Source organism: Tanticharoenia sakaeratensis NBRC 103193, assembly GCF_000963885.1.
GTDB lineage: Bacteria > Pseudomonadota > Alphaproteobacteria > Acetobacterales > Acetobacteraceae > Tanticharoenia > Tanticharoenia sakaeratensis.
The window spans coordinates 25,401-42,698 of the sequence record NZ_BALE01000007.1 but is presented as its reverse complement, the minus strand read 5'-3'; the positions used below and the strand labels follow the sequence as shown (position 1 = coordinate 42,698).

Genomic DNA, 17,298 nt, shown 5'->3' with positions numbered 1-17,298 from the left:
AAGCAGCAGGATATGAACCGGATTAACGTGGAACGGCTCTAGGGTTTGCGGATGTCGCTGCGGGCTTTCAGCGTCAGCCAATACATGTCGACGTGCAGTGCCAAATGGATCTGGTGAGTTAACCCAGGCCGGCGCCGGCGCCATTTGGAGAGCTGGCTCCTGTGAGCCTGCTCAAGTTCTGCGCCTGTCCGGGGTGAACAGAAGGTGCTGAGCGATGCCGCGTCGTACGGATCCAAGAGACATAATGACGCCTGTCTTCCCAGCCCAATAAGGGAGAAAGGCGTCAAAATGATTGCGAGCCCTCCTTCAGGGAACTCCGATCAGATCGAAGAATGGCTTGTTGTGATCGGAAAGCTGGTCCCGCGTGTTCTCTTCACGCAGACGCTCGCGGATCAGGGCGGCCCGTTCGCGATACGTGGCGTAAACGTCATGAAGGGCTTCTGCCATTCCCGGCAATCCCTTGAGCATCTCCAGCTCTGCAATCAGACGGTCACGCTGCGATGCCAGCCAGTGATCCTGCCCGGAACGCATGTCGCCATGGATCTGGGACATGAAGTTGCCGATCCAGCCGTCAACAAAACTGCGCAGGTCGAGCCCGCTTTTCGAAGGATTGTCTCCCCGGTTGCGCGACGACTTCCACATCCACTCTTCCGGCGATTTGTAGAAGTAGTGGTAGATTCCGATGTTTTCGAAGATGACGTGGTCCGCGAACCCTGCGCTCGCGGGCATTCCCCCCGGCGGAGAGCGCCATTGATGGGGAGATCCGTCCGCAAGGCACATCGTTATGGCATAGCGGGAAGACGCGAGCGGATGATGAGCCTGCGACTGGATGACCTGCGCCGGACGGAACATCGATTTGACGAGGCGGCTCCCTGCATCTCCAATGACATCGTACCGGACGAAATTGGTATTCCGCAGCGTCAGTGGCTCCCGGAACAGCGTCTCCTCTCCATCGGCGAGAGGTTCAGATGCCAGGAAGCGCCAGTTCAGCGAAATGACGTCGACCGGACGTGTTTCTGTCCAGCGGAGATAGTCGTCGATGTTCGGGAAATGCTCTGGATTGAGCGCGATGAATTCGTCGCCGTCGAGCACCTGAACCCAGGTGAAATCGAGGATGTCGGGAACGATTCCCAGTGCATGGCCGTAGGCCTTGTGCTGGGCGGCCGCACCCGGCTCAAGCGGATTGTCGATCCAGGTTATGATGCCCTGTTCGGCCAACGTCCGCAGGACGCCATCTGAGCGATCGTCGTTATCGTTGCTGTATAGGAAGAACCATTCGATCCCGAGCGCACGATGGTAGGCGATCCATTCGAGCAGATAAATTCCTTCGTTCCGCACACAGGCCAGAATCGCAGGCCCGCGGGTCGGGATCACGCTGCGGCGCATCGCATGAAGGCATGCATGGGCAAGGCTGCCCGCATCCCCGTGCAGGCCGACGATGCCGAGCACAGTCTGTGTTTTCGGACACTCGTAGTGGGCTGCAGGCACTGTGCTGCCGTTCTCGTCCCGCCGTGCCAGCCACTGCCTGAGCGCCGGGATGCCGTCGACGGCCCACGGATCGTTCGGTAGCTGGACGGCCAACTTCTCGCACAAGGCCTCATCATGCAGCAGCCGGGCGGCAAGCGCTTCCAGGCGGAACGTTGAAAGGAACGGCAGGGCTGCATCGAGCACTTCGGGAGTGCCGCCAACCTGATCGGCCCGAATCATGTCGACGATGGAATCGACGCTGATACCGCAGGAAAACATCAGATCGATCCGCTCCGCAATCAATTGCAGACGATCGGTAATGTCAGCGGATTCCAACGGCTGCAGGCGGAACGATTCCCAACCATAGACCTCGCGGCGATTGCCCTCGATGCGGGCATACCCGCTCCGTTCATCCGGGATAATCGCGGACAGGAACTGCGACATCACTGGATGCGACAGGGCAACTTGGTCCGGTTCGGGGGAAGGCTGGAGGCGAAGGGCAAGCGTGTGACCCGCGAGATCGGATAGAGCGATCCTCAACGGGACGGGGTGCTCGGCACCAACCAGAAACACATGCGACGGCATGGACGGTACGGCGATGGCCGCCACCGGCGCGTAGAGTTCCCCCAGGGCGTCGATGCGGGTCGCCAGATTGCCCAGCTCGCCATAGCTTTTTGCGTTGACGACGACCGCGTCATGGCTGGTAATTATCTGATAAAATGCCGACATCAGTCCTCAGATCCTATATGCCGAATTCACGCGGCTGATAACTTGGCTCGCGCCATCGTTTTTGGTGTTGGGCGGACGATCCGAGCTTGGTGTCCGTGAAATTTCCTTAAGGCTCAATGCTAAGATGCAGTCGGTATCAAGCGTAGAAAATTGAGCCATACTTCTTTTGTGGTGTTTTGGTCGAGAATTATGTTCTCGGCACCTAACGGAAGTTGGCATTCAAAAAACGCAAGCTCACCTACGTTGTGCACTAGATAAGATGGATCGACGCCTATTTCTTTTCCGTAATGATCAAATGCCCGAACGCGCAGGTCGTGCAATACGTTACGATCGCGCGCGGCGAAGATAACCGACGTGTTTTCGCCGGGAACATTAAGTGTCAAACGTCTTTCTTTTTCAAAGAAAATATTGATTTCAATATCGTAATTTGGAAGGGGTGCGACGACACGCGCGGCCTGTTGCTGAGGGGTGCCTAATTGCGTTGTTATAGTGCTGACGTCTATCTCATATGCTCCGCTAATTAAACGGCAATATTCCCTTGGTAGGAACTCGCGGGCGTCAGATAAAATCGGTTCACGGATGGCTGGGTGAGGGTAGACATGGTTGTGATGGTAGAGGCGAGAATACACTTCCAGATCATTTATAATGCGTGCCCGATTTCGTGACGAACCGTGCTCAAGATTCTCGACTGATATCAGGCATCGATAGTCTTGGATGAAATTGGAGACAATAAACTTTCTGTTTAACTCCGTCACAGGATGCACAAAAGTACGACCACTTGCCGGGTCAATTTCGCGCTCCAAATAGCAAGGTGCCCAGTCATATTGGTTAAGTGTATCGCAGTAGCTGGCTAAATCTTCAGTCTTCATCCCGGCGAGATGCATCTCGTGTGGCATGACGGCTTCGCCGATAGGCCATGTTTCAAGGCGTTGCGTGCGTTTCAAGTGTGACATCTCGAAACGGCGGCGCGCTATCAGCATGGCGGCGGTGCGGGAGAAAAACGAGATACAAAAAAGGCCTTTATGGATGTGCTGCGTGGTGTCGTAATAGCCTTCACAATTGCCGGTATGCGACCACCACTCATTGCGGCTGGTAACGTGTTTGTAGACGGCGTCGATCTGACGGGCAGCCATATCGTCGAAAATAGCATCGATATCGTTCTGAATGGCGACATCGTTTTCGACCGAGCTAATGTAGTCGTATTCGGGATGTTTCAAAATAAATAGATTCTGATGGTAGTCGCCGTTATACCAATAACCACCCAGATTGTCGCGCTCGCTACCCCAAGCAATACCGAGGGCCTCGATATCGCTGTAGGGAGTGAAGAAGACGCGTTCACTGCGTTGCAGGTCTTCGGGAATCTCACATGTGCCACGTGAGTTGTCATAGAGGATGAAGATGTCCGATCGGGAAGCATGCATCTTGCAACGGGCATAGGATCGGTCGATCGTGTCGTCCCATGAGTGGCACTTGAACAGCACGGCGGTCTTCTGAGGCATTGGGTAGGAGTGCTCGCGCTGTTGACAATACATTCGAACCATAGCGGCGTCGGCCCAACCTGACAATCAGCGCCGAGCGATCTGGATTCCAGATCGTCGTAGGTCTGGGGCGATCCATGACGGGTTGCTTGTGTCCAGCGCAGGTTTTGCGTTGGGCGTGAGGCATACCTAGTGGCGCGATGGCTAACGCAATGGACGAGCCTTAATTGGTCTGACCTGCAACTCCTTCCGCCGCATTCGCTCGATCGGATATCAGTGACGATCAAGGAGGAAATGCGTCGGGTGCCATGCCGTTGAGGCATGGCACCCGATTTAGAACGAACTCAGAGCAACGCGCTTCCACGTGTTTGTGGCCACACAGACGTAATGATAATTCGAATCGTCAGTGAACTGTCCTGTCGTGCAGGTGGAGGAAGAGGAGGAGGGGGTGTATAGACCTTCTTGATACATATACGCCGTAATATAGGCGTCACCTCCTTGGTAGGTCTTGGCTGACAGCGTGAGACCGCCAACCGACGGTGGGGCATACCAATACGAGTAGCCATTATTGTCGGACGGGACGAACTGGATCGGTTCTCCGGCCATCATAGCGATCGGTGCCGTAGAGTTCATTTGCTGGTCAAGCTTGACCTGCCCGCCGGGCAGCACGTCGATACCGCACGCGTTGGCACCGCATAGGGACAATCCACCTTGATTTGTGCCATTTTGGTTCCACACGATCTCGCCTGCACCATTTTGGCTCGGATCGAGTGAGTTTGCGTAACCATTGTCGACGATGCCGAGGTGGAAAGAGGCGCCTGAGATCCCGTTTGCAGTCGTGTTGTCCTTCTTGAGCCAGCCCATCAGGTTATAAGAGCTATCTCCGTCTACTTCGCCGGAGAACCCAAATAGCGTCTGAACTGGACGATTCACCCCGCCAAGCGTCTGCACACCTTCATTTCCATGCAGATAAAAACTATGTGATAAAATGGTATTCCCATCGCTGGGGCCATCAAGCTCAAGGGAATTGTGCACATCGCCTGAGATCGCCAGCCCGTAGCTGTCCGGCGTCAGGGCCGCGCGGCCGAGCGGAGTGCCGCTGTCGCCGGCGATGGAGATGGTCAGGCCATCGAGATGGACCTCGTTAGGCCGCGTCGCCCAATAGCGTAAATCCATTTCATCGCCAGTCAGGGCGTGCGCAAGGGCCGTGGCCTGTCCAATTGTCTGTGTCGCGCCGGTGGTATCATCACCCGCATGATATCCTTTGTAATCGAGGTATTCATTACGCGCGCTGCCGTCGTTGGGATTGCCAATGAAGACAACTTGTGATCCGTAATTTGAGGCCCATGTGTCCAGTGCATCGCCTGTCTGCGAGCCCGGAATCTGCCCGGTCGGGTGTGATGACGCTCCAGGTATGTCCCAACCGGAAACGTTGATTGTCGTTCCATCGGAACTCCATCCCGAGATTACGGATAGGTAGTAATTTTGTTGCGTAACCTTCTCGTTTCCCCAGTAATCTGTAGACGTGGCCGAAACGGACGTCGGGTTCAAGGTGTTCGTCGTGATATACATGCCGACGCGAAGCTGGGCCATCTGAGCAGTTGTCAGCGGTGTCTTAAGCACCACAGAGTTGGCCGTGTAACTCGCCACGTTGCCGACAATCATGGCCTCCACATTTGTCACGCCAATATACTGTCCGACGCCGTCTGCACCGCAGATATGGCCCGGTCCTTGCCGCCAGTCAGTAGCACATACACCGTTCTGCGAATCTACACTGGAACTCATCAGCAGGCTCTCGATCGCCGCTGCATTGAATGGCCCCCACGGTTGTCCGGTCACAACAAGGGAGCCGGGTCGTGCCTGATCGTTGTTCGCTGATCCATTGGTCGCGGCCCACCCTTGGGTCGGCAGTCCACCAATATACAGTGCGTCGGGCGACTGGAACGGATCCGAGATCCGGCTGTCGGACAGCGAGGTGCCGATCGGGAAGCGGCCGAGACTGATCAGAGGCTGCTGGCCCGCAGACGTCAGGGGCGCGCCCGTCAGGATGGGTGACGAAACGGGTGCGAGCACGGCGCCGCCGCCGACAAGAGCGGCGGCTTCCAGCCCGTTGATCGATCCCGTGAAATTGTTCGTCAGATTGCCGTGAGCATCGAGGCCCGCGATACCCGAAGGCTGGCCGATCAGGCTCGTTGTCAGGTTATCGCAACCCTGCGGTGCTCCATTGGCATCGAGCGAGCAGACTTGCTGGGTGACGACCAGCGGGTGCCATTGACCGTCAGACCCTTTGTAGGTGGAAACGAGCGGCGCATTGTTGCTGCCGACCGGCGTCGTCAGAAGCGTTTTGGAATACTGCCCCGTCTGGGTGCGATATGCCTGAATCGCGGAAGCTGCCGATGCGGCGGTTGGTAGCGCCACCAAGAAAATGAAAGCATTTGTATATCGAGAGGCCGGCATGCTCACGTCCCTGCTCTAAACGGAAATTGCTACCGCCTCCCGTGGAGGCAGCTCAAGGTATGTCAGATTTTCAATTGATAATACGGCTGCTCGAAAAGCTTGCGCACGCGCTCGAAATGGCCGTCGCGAATCAGATGTCGAGATACAAGCAGACTATAGTCTAATATAGAGAAAACCGCGTCGTAAGTCAAGTTTTGATGGCATTACCCCGGCTCTGACGGTCTTGTGGACGAGCCTGATGCAAATCTGGTCGATTCTTCCAGTTTGTCTTAAGTAAGGTGAGTGTCGGGTGGTCTCCCGCATGTGAGGTGGGAAAGCGGGCGAGGATCGGCTCGAAGAATTGGCCGACGATGGTTAAGCAGCTTTGCGCCGCTTCGTGGGGTCACTCATGCGCCGAAATGATTTTGTATTCCGATACGATCTGTTCGCCGGGTGCAAGACCCTTTGTTCGATATTGCCTGTAGTGGGGTCGTCGGATGCGTTGGACTTTATTTTCTTTGCCGCCTACGAGTAACGCGGTGTGTAAACACCACGCGCCACGGGTCTTGTTCTTGTTAAATTTTCGACATTGCGTCCGGCAAATCGCGGTCATCGCCGAGATCGACGTTTGGTCCAATGGCTCACCGGCAGTAGGCCTCCGGCATGCGGCCTCTGTCGCAACCCGGTGCGTTGCATGCAGGGCTCTTTCGTTAAAACAAAGCCTCGCGCTGAAACTGTTGGCGCCTTTTGCCTTGCTTCCTTCTTCTCTGCACGCCGCCCAAAAATCTGCACAGCAGCTTTTTCGCAGGAGATATTCTTTGGCAAAAGTAAAACTCTTTATAAATCCGCCATATTTTGGAAAACTTCTGATCTGCTTTCGAAGCCAATATGATGCATGTATTGGCGCCCGAGAGCGTCGGTGGGACCAACTAAAAGTCGCGGAGGTCATCTTAGGGAGGGGTATGCCCGGCAGAAATGCTCGAGGCGGCTGTCGGGCCGTCATGCAAAGGCATGCAGCCGCATCACGGAAGTTTAGACGCCGGTGAGCATAAGGCCAAGCTGACGGGCGTGTCCTTCGGAATCCTGGCGAGTCTGGCGAGAAGAGAGAGGCGGCGGTCGAGGCTCTTGAGTTCAAGGCGTCCGGTGATGCAGCGGCGGTCTGGGTGTTAGAGCAGAACCAGGCCACTCATTGACCTGTCATCACCCTATCGCGGACTGAAAAGGTATCGTCCCTGCCAGTTCAGAAGATCGGCGCGTCAGGGTTCGATAACGATGATTAGCGTCGTCGGCGGGAACGACCCGTTGACGGGTCATCGGTGTTCGCAACGGCTTTCGTTCCAGTCATCGATACGTTTCCGGGCACCCGGAGCAGCGATCGACCGAAAGCACTGCCGAATTTGCAGCGTGACAACCTGATTTTACGCTAACGCCTGACGCGATTGCCAGACAGGATTGGCGTCCCATAGGGGATTCGAACCCCTGTTGCCGCCGTGAGAGGGCGGTGTCCTAGGCCTCTAGACGAATGGGACGTGAGGCGTGGGCGCGTTCCTAGGGGAATATCGGCAAGATGGCAAGAGCCCATCGAACGCTGGATAGAGGTTTTACGCTGAAGGCAGCATTTCACCCAAAGGACGACCCGCGAAGAGGTGCACGTGGAAATGCGGCACTTCCTGTCCGGCGTGCTGGCCCATGTTGCTCAGCACGCGATAGCCGGCCTCTTCAAGCCCGAGCGTGTGGGCCACATGGCCGATCGCACGGGTCAGGCCTACGATCTCGGCATCGGTCGCACGCTGGCTGAAATCGGCGAACGATACGTAGGGACCTTTCGGGATCACCAGGATATGCATCGGCGCACGCGGTGCGATGTCGCGAAACGCCAGCGCATGCTCGTTTTCGAAGACCCGGTTGCAGGGGATCTCACCCCGGAGGATCTTTGCGAAAATGTTGTTCGGATCGTAAGGGCCGAGACCGCTGACAGCCATGGGGCTTGCTCCTTCAGGCGAGGGGATCGTGCGGGCGGGCAGCTTTTTCCGCAACACCGCTGGTGCCTTCGCGTCGGGCAAGCTCGGCCCACACGTCGTCGGGACGAATACCCACATCGACCCACATCACGACCAGATGGTAGAGCACGTCCGCACTCTCGCCGATCAGTTCGCGCGCATTGCCGGCCACGGCTTCGATCAGGCACTCGACGGCTTCCTCGCCGAACTTCTGTGCGATCTTGCGCCGCCCGCGGGCAAGGAGGCGGGCCGAGTGACTCAGGGCGGGATCGGCACCGCGGCGTGAGGTCACGACATCGAACAGCCTGTCCAGCACGTCCGCGCCTGTCTCGCGCGAGGGTGCTGTGCGCAGCTCCTTCAGCGCCGGCAGCGCGGATGTCTTCTTCGGGGCGGCCTTCTTTCCCGCCGCCTTCTTCTGCGGCGATTTCAGCGCCGCTTTCCCGACGGCCTTCTTCGGCGATGTCTTCTTCGATGGCGCGGCCTGTGCGCCCGTGTCCTGCTTTGCGGCCTTCGGCATTACCGTTGCGATCCCGTCACTATCGGCCGCACCGGCAGTCCTGCCTCATGCAGCGCATCCTTTACCTCGTCGACCCCGATCTGTCCGAAATGGAACACGCTCGCGGCCAGCAATCCGCTGGCACCCGTCCGTGCGCCATCGACAAAATGCGAGACCGCACCCACGCCGCCCGATGCAACGACCGGGATCGTTACGGCGTCACACACGGCACGCAGGAGCGCAAGGTCGAAGCCATTGCGGGTGCCGTCGCGGTCCATGCTCGTGAGCAGGATTTCTCCAGCTCCGCGCCGTTCGGCTTCCCGGGCCCAGGCAACGGCATCGAGGCCGGTCGGCTTGCGGCCGCCCTGCGTGAAGACTTCCCAGCCGCCCTTGCCGTCGGCGCGGGCATCAATGGCCACCACGACGCACTGGCTGCCGAACTTGATCGCGGCCTCGTTGATGAGCTCCGGCCGAGCGACGGCGGAGGAGTTCATCGCGCATTTGTCGGCACCCGCCAGCAGCAGGCGCCGGATATCGTCCACGCTGCGCACGCCGCCGCCGACCGTCAACGGCAGGAACACGCGGGCCGCTGTGCGGCGTACGACATCGAGAATGGTGTCGCGGTTTTCGACACTTGCCGTGATATCGAGAAATGTCAGTTCGTCTGCGCCGGCCGCATCGTAAAGGGCGGCCTGCTCCACCGGATCGCCGGCATCGCGCAGCGAGACAAAGTTCACGCCCTTCACCACGCGGCCGTCCTTGACGTCGAGGCAGGGAATGACGCGGACTTTGAGCATCAGCGCAGGACCCGGAGCGCATCGGCAAGCGAGACGCGTCCATCATACAGCGCCCGCCCGACGATTACGCCCGAGATGCCCGGTGCATCCTTCGCGGCGTCGCGCAGGGCTTGCAGATGGGACAGCTCGCCGACGCCGCCGCTTGCGATGACAGGGATCGAGACGGCACGCGCCAGGGCCGCCGTTTGCGGGATATCGAGTCCTTCCAGCATTCCGTCTCGTGTGATTTCGGTGAAGATGATGGCAGCAACACCCGCATCCTCCATCCGGCGGGCAAGCTCGGTCGCATCCAGCTCGGAAATCTCGGCCCAGCCTTCGGTGGCCACACGGCCCTGACGCGCGTCGATCCCGGCCACGATCCGGCCCGGGAAGGCACGCGCGGCCTGCCGCACGAGGTCGGGATCCTTGACCGCGACGGACCCAAGGATCACGCGATCAACCCCGGCAGTCAGCCAGCGTTCGATGGCTGCCATATTGCGGATGCCACCGCCGAGCTGCACCGGCACGCGCGCGTTCGCCAAAATCGCCTCGATCGCACTGGCATTCGTCGAGCGTCCGGCGAAAGCACCATTCAGATCGACAACATGCAGTCGCTCGCATCCGGCATCCACGAAGGCGCGCGCCTGGGCGCCGGGATCGTCGGAATAGCGGGTCGCATCCTCCATTTCTCCACGACGCAGGCGCACACAGGCCCCGTCCTTGAGATCAATGGCGGGATACAGCGTCAGGGATGCGGTCATGGGCTGGCGATCGGGTTCAACGGGTTCGGGGCGTACGGCTGCGGACGGCGATGCTGTCGTCTTTGCAGGCGTATCGCCCAAGGGCAGGGTCAAGAACAGGCCGCGCACCGTGCGCCCTTCGGCACGGGCATAATAGGGATGCGTGCCCCAGTGCTCGAAGCCGAGCGAACGGAACAGGGACAGCGCCGCCGTCTGCGTCTCGCGCACGTCGCAGTTCAGCACCTTGCAGCCGAGATGGCGCGCACTGCGCAGCACGGCCTCGGCCAGCACGCGGGCCGCGCCCCGGCGACGGGCATAGGGCGCGACGTAGAAGCCCGTGAGCTGGGCCGTCATGGCCTGTGCCTCGTTGCTGCGAGGCGGACGGGCGATCTGGGCGGCACCCACGATCGCACCATCGAGCCGTGCGACGAACAGACTGCGCTCCGGCACCAGCAGGAGGCCGCGGAGATAGCGCTCGAGTTCCTGACGTGGCGGCGGATGCAGCCAGCCGAACCCGCCGCCGTCGAGGATGGCAGCCGTCGTGGCTTCGCACAGTGCCGACAGATCGTCGTCGTTCAGGCGATTGACCCGTTCGGCGGTCAGGCGGCCCTGCGGGGCTGCCCTGCGCGCATCGGTGCTCATTGTCCGTTCCAGTGAAGGAAATTCGCCATGATCCGCAGGCCCACGGTCTGGCTTTTCTCGACATGGAACTGGGTGCCGCAACGGTTGCCGCGCGCGACGATCGCGGGCACCGCGCCGCCATATTCCGCGCTCGCCACCAGATCCGCATCGTCCCAGTCGCTCAGGGCATAGGAATGGACGAAATAGCCGTGCGCATCATCGGGCAGGCCATCGGTCAGCGGATGGGCGCGGTGAATGCGCAGTTCATTCCATCCCATGTGCGGCAGGCGCAGCTTTTCGGCCCGCGCCGCATCCATCGGGGCCACATGGCCTGCAATCCAGCCCAGACCTTCGGTGCGGCCATGCTCCAGACCGTATTCGGCAATCAACTGCATGCCGACGCAGATGCCCAGAAACGGCGTGCCACCATCCGTCGCCTCCTGCATGGCAATGCGCAAACCTGACGACAGGCCATGCATGCAGTCCGCATATGCGCCCTGTCCCGGAAGGATGATGCGATCCGCATGGCGGACAGCATTGACGTCGCCCGTGATGCGGATGGTCGCATCCAGGCCGCTATCCGCAGCTGCGCGTGTGGCGGCCTGCGCCGCGGAGGCGAGATTGCCGCCATCATAATCGACGACGACGATATCGAGCGGGCGCGGGTTCATGCCGGAAGGACCGTGTTGTCTTCCAGACCCGCCCGGGCAGGGCGGGACAGGATGGCGGGATATTGATCGATCAGCCGCAGAAGGGCCGCACGCGGATTCGCGGCCATGACGATGGGGCCGGGTGAGGCACTATTCAGGCGCAGTTCCCACGCGCGGATCTCGGCGGTGAAGGCCGCGAAGCCGACGTGCAGGCTCAGATGCAGAAGCCATGAGATCGGCCCGGGCAACAGCGCGCCAAAGGACAGGCTTGCCGCGCCGGCGAGCAGGCCCGAGATCCATGCGCCATGCAGAAGCAGGCCGAACCAGCTGAAGACCAGCACACGCCAGGAAAACGCGTTCTTCACCATGACGGGTGTTCTCCCGCCAGGACGGAAAAACGCGCTGTAGGACTTCACAGCACGCCCTTGGTGGACGGGATGTGGCCAGCAGCGCGGGCATCGTGCGAGACGGCCATGCGCAAGGCACGCGCGCAAGCCTTGAACGCGCTTTCGGCGATATGATGCGCGTTGCGGCCGCACCGGTTCGTCAGATGCAGCGTGATCATGGCGCCCATGGCGAAGGCACGGAAGAATTCCTCGAACAGGTCGGAATCCATCTCGCCGATCCGCTCGCGCGGGAAGTCGATCGACCATGCAAGATAGGGCCGGCCTGAAATGTCCACGACGGCCTCGCACAGCGCCTCGTCGAGCGGGACGAGGGCATGGCCGAAGCGCGTGATGCCGCGCTTGTCGCCGATCGCCTCGCGAAACGTCTCGCCCAGCGCGATCCCGATGTCCTCGACGGTATGATGGCAGTCGATATGAAGATCGCCGCTCGCCCGCACGTCGATGTCGATCATCGAATGGCGCGCGAGTGCCGTCAGCATGTGATCGAAGAATCCGATTCCGCTGTCCACGACGGCGGTGCCCGTCCCGTCGAGGTCGAGGCGGATCGTGATGTCGGTCTCGCCGGTGATGCGATGACGTTCGGCGCGGCGCGGGGTGTGTGGCTCGGACATGGGTTTCACTATAGCCAAGCTGGCCTTCTGCCGAAACCCGCGCGCCGGGGAAACGGCACGCATCATCGCGCGCCGCAATCAGGCGTGGTTCGAAGGGTGAGATGGCGGCCATGCATGACGGGCTTGGCGTGGCGCGCGCGCGGGTCCATCTAGGACGCATGAGCAAGACCGATCGTGCCCTCGAAGCCCTGCTGTCCCGTGCCTCCTGCGATGATCTGGTAGATCCGGCGCCTGATGGCGCCATGCTGGAAACGATCCTGAGCGCCGGACTGCGCGCGCCCGATCATGGCAAGCTGCGCCCCTGGCGCTACGTTGTCATCGAAGGCGAACACCGCGCGGCATTTGCCGATCTGGTGCTTAAGGGCATGCGTGCGCGTGATCCCGACGTGCCGCAGAAAAAGCTCGAGAAGCGTCGCAAGCGGTTCGGCGAAACGCCGATGACGATCGCGCTCGGCATGCATCTGCGTCCCGACAACAAGATCCCGCTGGCCGAACAGGAAGCCGCCGTCTCGGCAGGCGTCATGAACGTCCTGAATGCCCTGCATCTGGCCGGATTCGGCGGCCTGTGGGTAACAGGGGACGTTGCGGACGATCCGGGCGTCTGTGAGGCGCTCGGGTTCGCCCCGCCGCATCGGCTCGCCGGCTTCCTGTTCGTCGGGACGCCGGAAGAGACGCCACGGTCGAAACGCGCGGATATCGAGGACTACATGGCGGTGTGGAAAGGCAAGCCCGTGCGTTTTGGTGCGGACAAGGACTGACATGATGTCCGATCTCGCGCCCGGAATGGCGTATGACGTTGCAATCGTCGGCGCGGGACCGGTCGGGCTCGCCGCCGGGATTTCCTTTGCGCGACGCGGCTATCGTACCTGCGTGCTCGACCGCACGCCGGAGCCGTTTCTGGCCGAACCGCGCTTCGACGGGCGCGAGATCGCGCTGACGCATCATTCGGTGCGGTGGTTGAAATCGGTCGGCGCCTGGGATGCGATCCCGGCGGACGAGGTTTCGCCGCTGAAGACAGCCCGGATTGAAAGCGGTCGATCGGCACCGCCCTTGCTGTTCTCCCCGCTTTCCGGTGCGGAGGGAGACGCGCTGGGCCATCTGGTGCCCAATCACCTGATACGCCGTGCGCTGTATCGCGCAGCGAGCGGGCAGGAAGGGCTGACGCTCATTACCGGTGCCATGATCGAGCGGGCTCATGCCGGGCGATCCGGCGCGGACGTGAGATTGGGAGACGGACGCGCGCTGAGTGCTCGTCTGCTGGTCGCGGCGGACGGCCGGTTCTCGGCCCTTCGTGAGCAGCACGGCATCGGCGCCGTTGTCCATGATTTCAATCGTTCGATCCTGGTTTGCCGCCTGCGCCAGCAGCCTGCGCATGACGCGGTTGCCCTGCAATGGTTCGACGAGGGCCAGACCGTGGCCCTCCTGCCGGTCGCGCCGGACGACGCGACGCGCGCAGGCGAGGGAGACCGTGTGTCTCTGGTGCTCACGCTGCCGAAGGATGATGTCGCGCGTCTGACGCAATGCCCTGACGACGTGTTCGAGGCGGAGGTCTCGGCGCGGCTTCAGGGACGGGCCGGCGATGTGCGGCTGCTCAGCCCGCGCTGTTCCTATCCGCTGGTCACGACTTTTGCGCACCGGTTCCAGGCCCCGCGTTTCGCGCTGGCCGGGGACGCGGCGGTCGGCATGCATCCGATCACGGCACATGGCTTCAACCTGGGCCTTCGCGGGCAGGAGACGCTGGTTCGTGCCATCGCTGACGGATCGGGCGATCCGGGTGATCCGTCTGCGCTGCGCCGTTTCGAGTTGGCTCATCGCAGGGCGACGGCGCCGCTGTTCGCCGCGACCAACCTGATCGCCACGGCCTATACCCAGGATGCGGCACCCGTTTTGTCCCTGCGCCGGGCCGGGCTGCGCGTTGCCGACGGATTGCCGCCATTCAAGCGCTTCGTAGCCGGGCTTCTGATGGATCGCGCCTCGTGAGCGCCGATCCGAAACTCGTCATCTTCGATACCGATCCGGGCATCGACGACACGATGGCGCTCGCCTTTCTTGCGCGGCGCCCCGAGGCTCGGATTGCCGCCATAACAACCGTGTTCGGCAATCTCGATGTCGAGACCACGACGCGGAATGCGCTGCTGCTGCGGGCGGCTCTGGGTTTGGGCGACGTTCCGGTGGCCAAAGGTGCTGCGGCACCTTTGCATGGCGCGTTCGGCGGCGGCGTACCTTACGTTCATGGTGACGACGCTCTGGGCGGAGTTGCGGCAAAGCTCGCGGAGCGCGGCGATCCCGGTTCGGTCGATCCTAGGCCAGCGCATCAGGTCATCATCGACCTCGCGCGCGCCAACCCGGGAAAGATCCATATCTGCGCGGTCGGGCCATTGACCAATCTTGCGCGCGCACTGGCCGAGGCGCCGGAGCTGCCGACGCTGCTGGCGGGCGTCAGCGTCATGGGCGGCGCGTTCGGAACCAACGGGCGCCGTGGAAACGTCACGCCTGTTGCGGAAGCCAACGTCCTGTCCGATCCCGATGCGGCCGATCTGTGCGCGACCGTGCCGTGGCCGATCCGCTTCATCGGCCTCGACGTGACCGAGGAACTGGTAATGGAGGAGGCCTATCTGGCCGACATTGCCGCGAAAGGCGGGGCAGACGGGCAGCTGATCTGGGACGTGTCGCGGTTCTACCAGGCATTCACGCACAGGACGCGCGGGATCTCGGGCGTGTTCGCGCATGACACGCTTGCGGTGATGCATGTGCTGGCGCCGGATCTGTTCACCATGCGCTCAGGCCCGGTGCGAGTGGTGACGAACGGGATCGCACGCGGCGAGAGCATCCAGCGTCCGGATGCCAATTCCTATCCGCCTAATGAATGGGACGATTTTCCATCCCAGCAGGTGGCGATCGGGATGGATGTGCCCCGCGCGCTCGCAATGTTTGCAGAGACCGCGTTTCGCTGATGCGGGACTTGATCCCGGTCTGAAACTGGATGCTTGCCGGGCGACGATCTGGCGGGCTAGTTCGAACCGGTTCCACACCATAGGGCGCCCATCCTATCCGGCACAGGCGCCCGATGGGATGGGCGCCTCCCGTTCAGACGATGGCGCGACCGCGATAAAGGGCGATGAGACCGCGTGCCAGGGCCCAGAGGGTGAGCGCGCCCCAAAGCCCGATCATGCCCCACGGCACGATCATGAAGACGAGCCCGATCCCGCCCGTGATTGCGCCCAGTGCAGCGACGGCCCCGTGGACGAGCCCGATGGCAGTCCAGGCAAGAACGCCCAGCCAGAACAGCCGGATCTGCCAGGAGAGCTGTCCGCGCGCGGTTTCGCTGAGGGTGCGGTTCCGGCGATGATACGCAAGAACCGCGCCGGCGACCGCCGTGATCCCGGTGAAGAAGCCGAGCGCATACAGGGCATAGACCACCAGAATGATGTCGCGGTCGGTATGGCTGTAGGCGCGGCTGCGCCCTGCGGACATGCGCGGGTCGGAAAAGATCGTATCAGCGAACATGGCGTTTGTCGGCTCCTGCGAGAGGCTTTGGTCATCCAAATATCTGCAAGAACCGTGCCAGTCACGAGTGGCGCGTTTTATCGGCCCTGCGCTGCATCCGAAATGGCAGTGTGCGCCAACTGGTGGCGATGTTGACCATTACGGGCAAGCCGGATGGTCACGAGATAGATCGCAAGGCCTATGATCGACAGCGCGGCACCACACCAGCCGACGGACGCATAGCCGTAGCCGCCACCGATCAGCAGCCCGCCCAGCGCCGCACCGATGGCATTGGCAAGGTTGAACGCCGAGTGGTTCAGGGACGCGGCCAGCGTTTGCGCGTCATCCGCGACCTCCATCAGGCGCGTCTGCATCGCCGGTGACACGACGATGAGCGTTGCAGGCAGCAGGAAGGTGTCGATGGCCAGCAGCACCGGGTGCTTCACAAGAAGCGAGAAGCCGATGAGGAACACGACGCTGAAGAGGAGCGAGCCGATCGCGGCCTGATCGAGGTTTCGGTCGATCAATTGCGAGCCGAAATGATTGCCCGCGACCATGCCTGCGCCCCAGATGACAAGAAACGTCATGCGCCAGGGGCCGGACAGATGCGTCACATGATCCAGTGTCGCCGTCAGGAAGCTGTAGACCGCGAACAGTCCGCCGAATCCGACGGCGCCCGTCGCCAGCGTGAGCAGGACCTGCGGCCGGCGGAATGCGCCAAGCTCGCGAAGGGCCGATGCACCGGGGTGCGCCGGATCGGATGGCGTGTAACGCCAGACGCAGACCCATAGCAGAAGGCTCAGCACGCCAAGCGAGAGATAGGACATGCGCCAGCCGATCTGCTCCGCGGCGAATGTGGAAAGCGGCGCGCCCACGACGGTCGATACCATGATGCCCGTCAGCACGCGTCCGACGGCGCGTCCGCGCCGGGCACGTTCGAACAGAGACGCGGCCACGAGAGCGGAAACGCCGAAGAATGCACCATGCGGCAGGCCGGCCAGAAAGCGTGCGGCTTCGATCAACGGCAGCGTCGGCGCAAGGGCGCTCAGGAAATTGCCGATACAGAAGACCGTCACCAGGGCGAGGAGAAAACGCCGACGCGGCCAGGTCGCTCCGATGATGGCGAACAGCGGCGCGCCGAAGACGACGCCCATGGCATAGGCCGGAATGGCACCCGATGCCTGTGCCAGCGACAGGTTCAGCGAGCGGGCGAATTCCGGCAGCATGCCCATGATGCCGAATTCACCCGTACCCACCAGGAAGGTGCCCAGCATCAGCGACCAGATCGCGGGCTCCACGCCATGTGGCGCGCGTACAAGCGGGACGGTGTCGAGGCCGGGTTCGGCTTCCATGCGATGCGAGATCCTGATTGTCGGTGTCGTCCTGTCGTATGCCCTGGCC

At 61.4% G+C, this 17,298-nt stretch carries 15 protein-coding genes and 1 tRNA gene; 3 read left to right on the top strand and 13 right to left on the bottom strand.

What is annotated here, in order from left to right; all coding sequences use genetic code 11:
- Nucleotides 1–306: 306 nt before the first annotated feature.
- From B8446_RS02615 to hisB, 11 genes are all read right to left on the bottom strand, one after another.
- Complete coding sequence (locus B8446_RS02615; protein WP_053053648.1) at nucleotides 307–2,196, bottom strand: glycosyltransferase family 2 protein; 1,890 nt, start codon at nucleotides 2,194–2,196, stop codon at nucleotides 307–309.
- A gap of 119 nt (nucleotides 2,197–2,315) precedes the next feature.
- Nucleotides 2,316–3,695 carry a hypothetical protein gene (locus tag B8446_RS02610; protein WP_148505817.1) on the bottom strand — a complete coding sequence of 460 codons (1,380 nt, stop codon included), beginning with the start codon at nucleotides 3,693–3,695 and terminating at the stop codon, nucleotides 2,316–2,318.
- A 312-nt stretch (nucleotides 3,696–4,007) separates the two neighbouring features.
- The gene (locus B8446_RS02605; RefSeq protein ID WP_048846932.1) at nucleotides 4,008–6,131 is read right to left on the bottom strand and encodes a hypothetical protein; all 2,124 of its coding nucleotides are present in this window, start codon (nucleotides 6,129–6,131) and stop codon (nucleotides 4,008–4,010) included.
- Between the two features lie 1,432 nt (nucleotides 6,132–7,563).
- Nucleotides 7,564–7,639, bottom strand: a tRNA-Glu gene (locus B8446_RS02600).
- Between the two features lie 72 nt (nucleotides 7,640–7,711).
- The gene (locus B8446_RS02595) at nucleotides 7,712–8,092 is read right to left on the bottom strand and encodes a histidine triad nucleotide-binding protein (protein ID WP_048846930.1); all 381 of its coding nucleotides are present in this window, start codon (nucleotides 8,090–8,092) and stop codon (nucleotides 7,712–7,714) included.
- A 13-nt stretch (nucleotides 8,093–8,105) separates the two neighbouring features.
- Complete coding sequence (locus B8446_RS02590) at nucleotides 8,106–8,540, bottom strand: phosphoribosyl-ATP diphosphatase (RefSeq protein WP_048846951.1); 435 nt, start codon at nucleotides 8,538–8,540, stop codon at nucleotides 8,106–8,108.
- An 86-nt stretch (nucleotides 8,541–8,626) separates the two neighbouring features.
- Nucleotides 8,627–9,403, bottom strand: a complete 777-nt coding sequence (gene hisF, locus B8446_RS02585; RefSeq protein WP_048846928.1) for an imidazole glycerol phosphate synthase subunit HisF — start codon at nucleotides 9,401–9,403, stop codon at nucleotides 8,627–8,629.
- Nucleotides 9,403–10,764 carry a 1-(5-phosphoribosyl)-5-[(5-phosphoribosylamino)methylideneamino]imidazole-4-carboxamide isomerase gene (gene hisA / locus B8446_RS02580; protein ID WP_048846926.1) on the bottom strand — a complete coding sequence of 454 codons (1,362 nt, stop codon included), beginning with the start codon at nucleotides 10,762–10,764 and terminating at the stop codon, nucleotides 9,403–9,405. Before hisA ends, hisF begins: the two co-directional genes overlap by 1 nt.
- Entirely contained in the window at nucleotides 10,761–11,414 is a 654-nt protein-coding gene (gene hisH / locus B8446_RS02575; RefSeq protein ID WP_048846924.1) for an imidazole glycerol phosphate synthase subunit HisH, read from the bottom strand. Before hisH ends, hisA begins: the two co-directional genes overlap by 4 nt.
- Nucleotides 11,411–11,761, bottom strand: a complete 351-nt coding sequence (locus B8446_RS02570) for a hypothetical protein (RefSeq protein ID WP_048846922.1) — start codon at nucleotides 11,759–11,761, stop codon at nucleotides 11,411–11,413. The genes hisH and B8446_RS02570 overlap by 4 nt, the downstream gene beginning before the upstream one ends.
- Before the next feature lie 44 nt (nucleotides 11,762–11,805).
- Nucleotides 11,806–12,411, bottom strand: a complete 606-nt coding sequence (gene hisB / locus B8446_RS02565; RefSeq protein WP_048846920.1) for an imidazoleglycerol-phosphate dehydratase HisB — start codon at nucleotides 12,409–12,411, stop codon at nucleotides 11,806–11,808.
- A 101-nt stretch (nucleotides 12,412–12,512) separates the two neighbouring features.
- Here hisB and B8446_RS02560 point away from each other — a divergent pair, with 101 nt between their 5' ends.
- Genes B8446_RS02560 through B8446_RS02550 form a run of 3 tightly spaced genes read left to right on the top strand, consistent with a single transcriptional unit; the run spans nucleotide 12,513 to nucleotide 15,365 of the window.
- The gene (locus tag B8446_RS02560; protein WP_373277123.1) at nucleotides 12,513–13,169 is read left to right on the top strand and encodes a nitroreductase family protein; all 657 of its coding nucleotides are present in this window, start codon (nucleotides 12,513–12,515) and stop codon (nucleotides 13,167–13,169) included.
- 25 nt (nucleotides 13,170–13,194) lie between these two features.
- Nucleotides 13,195–14,391: a 5-demethoxyubiquinol-8 5-hydroxylase UbiM gene (gene ubiM / locus B8446_RS02555; RefSeq protein ID WP_048846947.1), complete on the top strand. Its 1,197-nt coding sequence runs from the start codon at nucleotides 13,195–13,197 to the stop codon at nucleotides 14,389–14,391.
- Nucleotides 14,388–15,365, top strand: coding sequence for a nucleoside hydrolase (locus tag B8446_RS02550; protein ID WP_241767597.1), 978 nt, complete (start codon nucleotides 14,388–14,390; stop codon nucleotides 15,363–15,365). Before ubiM ends, B8446_RS02550 begins: the two co-directional genes overlap by 4 nt.
- Nucleotides 15,366–15,498: 133 nt before the next feature.
- On the opposite strand, the gene B8446_RS02545 is transcribed toward B8446_RS02550, so the two are convergent.
- Together B8446_RS02545 and B8446_RS02540 are read right to left on the bottom strand one after the other, a co-directional pair.
- Nucleotides 15,499–15,918, bottom strand: coding sequence for a hypothetical protein (locus B8446_RS02545; RefSeq protein WP_241767596.1), 420 nt, complete (start codon nucleotides 15,916–15,918; stop codon nucleotides 15,499–15,501).
- 77 nt (nucleotides 15,919–15,995) lie between these two features.
- Entirely contained in the window at nucleotides 15,996–17,249 is a 1,254-nt protein-coding gene (locus B8446_RS02540) for an MFS transporter (protein WP_048846918.1), read from the bottom strand.
- Nucleotides 17,250–17,298 lie beyond the last annotated feature (49 nt).

Bases quoted from the DNA above. Each gene is read 5' to 3' on its own strand.
- B8446_RS02615 (WP_053053648.1), bottom strand. From the start codon at position 2,196: ATGTCGGCATTTTATCAGATAATTACCAGCCATGACGCGGTCGTCGTC.
- B8446_RS02610 (WP_148505817.1), bottom strand. From the start codon at position 3,695: ATGCCTCAGAAGACCGCCGTGCTGTTCAAGTGCCACTCATGGGACGAC.
- B8446_RS02605 (WP_048846932.1), bottom strand. From the start codon at position 6,131: ATGCCGGCCTCTCGATATACAAATGCTTTCATTTTCTTGGTGGCGCTA.
- B8446_RS02595 (WP_048846930.1), bottom strand. From the start codon at position 8,092: ATGGCTGTCAGCGGTCTCGGCCCTTACGATCCGAACAACATTTTCGCA.
- hisF (WP_048846928.1), bottom strand. From the start codon at position 9,403: ATGCTCAAAGTCCGCGTCATTCCCTGCCTCGACGTCAAGGACGGCCGC.
- hisA (WP_048846926.1), bottom strand. From the start codon at position 10,764: ATGAGCACCGATGCGCGCAGGGCAGCCCCGCAGGGCCGCCTGACCGCC.
- hisH (WP_048846924.1), bottom strand. From the start codon at position 11,414: ATGAACCCGCGCCCGCTCGATATCGTCGTCGTCGATTATGATGGCGGC.
- B8446_RS02570 (WP_048846922.1), bottom strand. From the start codon at position 11,761: ATGGTGAAGAACGCGTTTTCCTGGCGTGTGCTGGTCTTCAGCTGGTTC.
- hisB (WP_048846920.1), bottom strand. From the start codon at position 12,411: ATGTCCGAGCCACACACCCCGCGCCGCGCCGAACGTCATCGCATCACC.
- B8446_RS02560 (WP_373277123.1), top strand. From the start codon at position 12,513: ATGGCGGCCATGCATGACGGGCTTGGCGTGGCGCGCGCGCGGGTCCAT.
- ubiM (WP_048846947.1), top strand. From the start codon at position 13,195: ATGGCGTATGACGTTGCAATCGTCGGCGCGGGACCGGTCGGGCTCGCC.
- B8446_RS02545 (WP_241767596.1), bottom strand. From the start codon at position 15,918: ATGTTCGCTGATACGATCTTTTCCGACCCGCGCATGTCCGCAGGGCGC.
- B8446_RS02540 (WP_048846918.1), bottom strand. From the start codon at position 17,249: ATGGAAGCCGAACCCGGCCTCGACACCGTCCCGCTTGTACGCGCGCCA.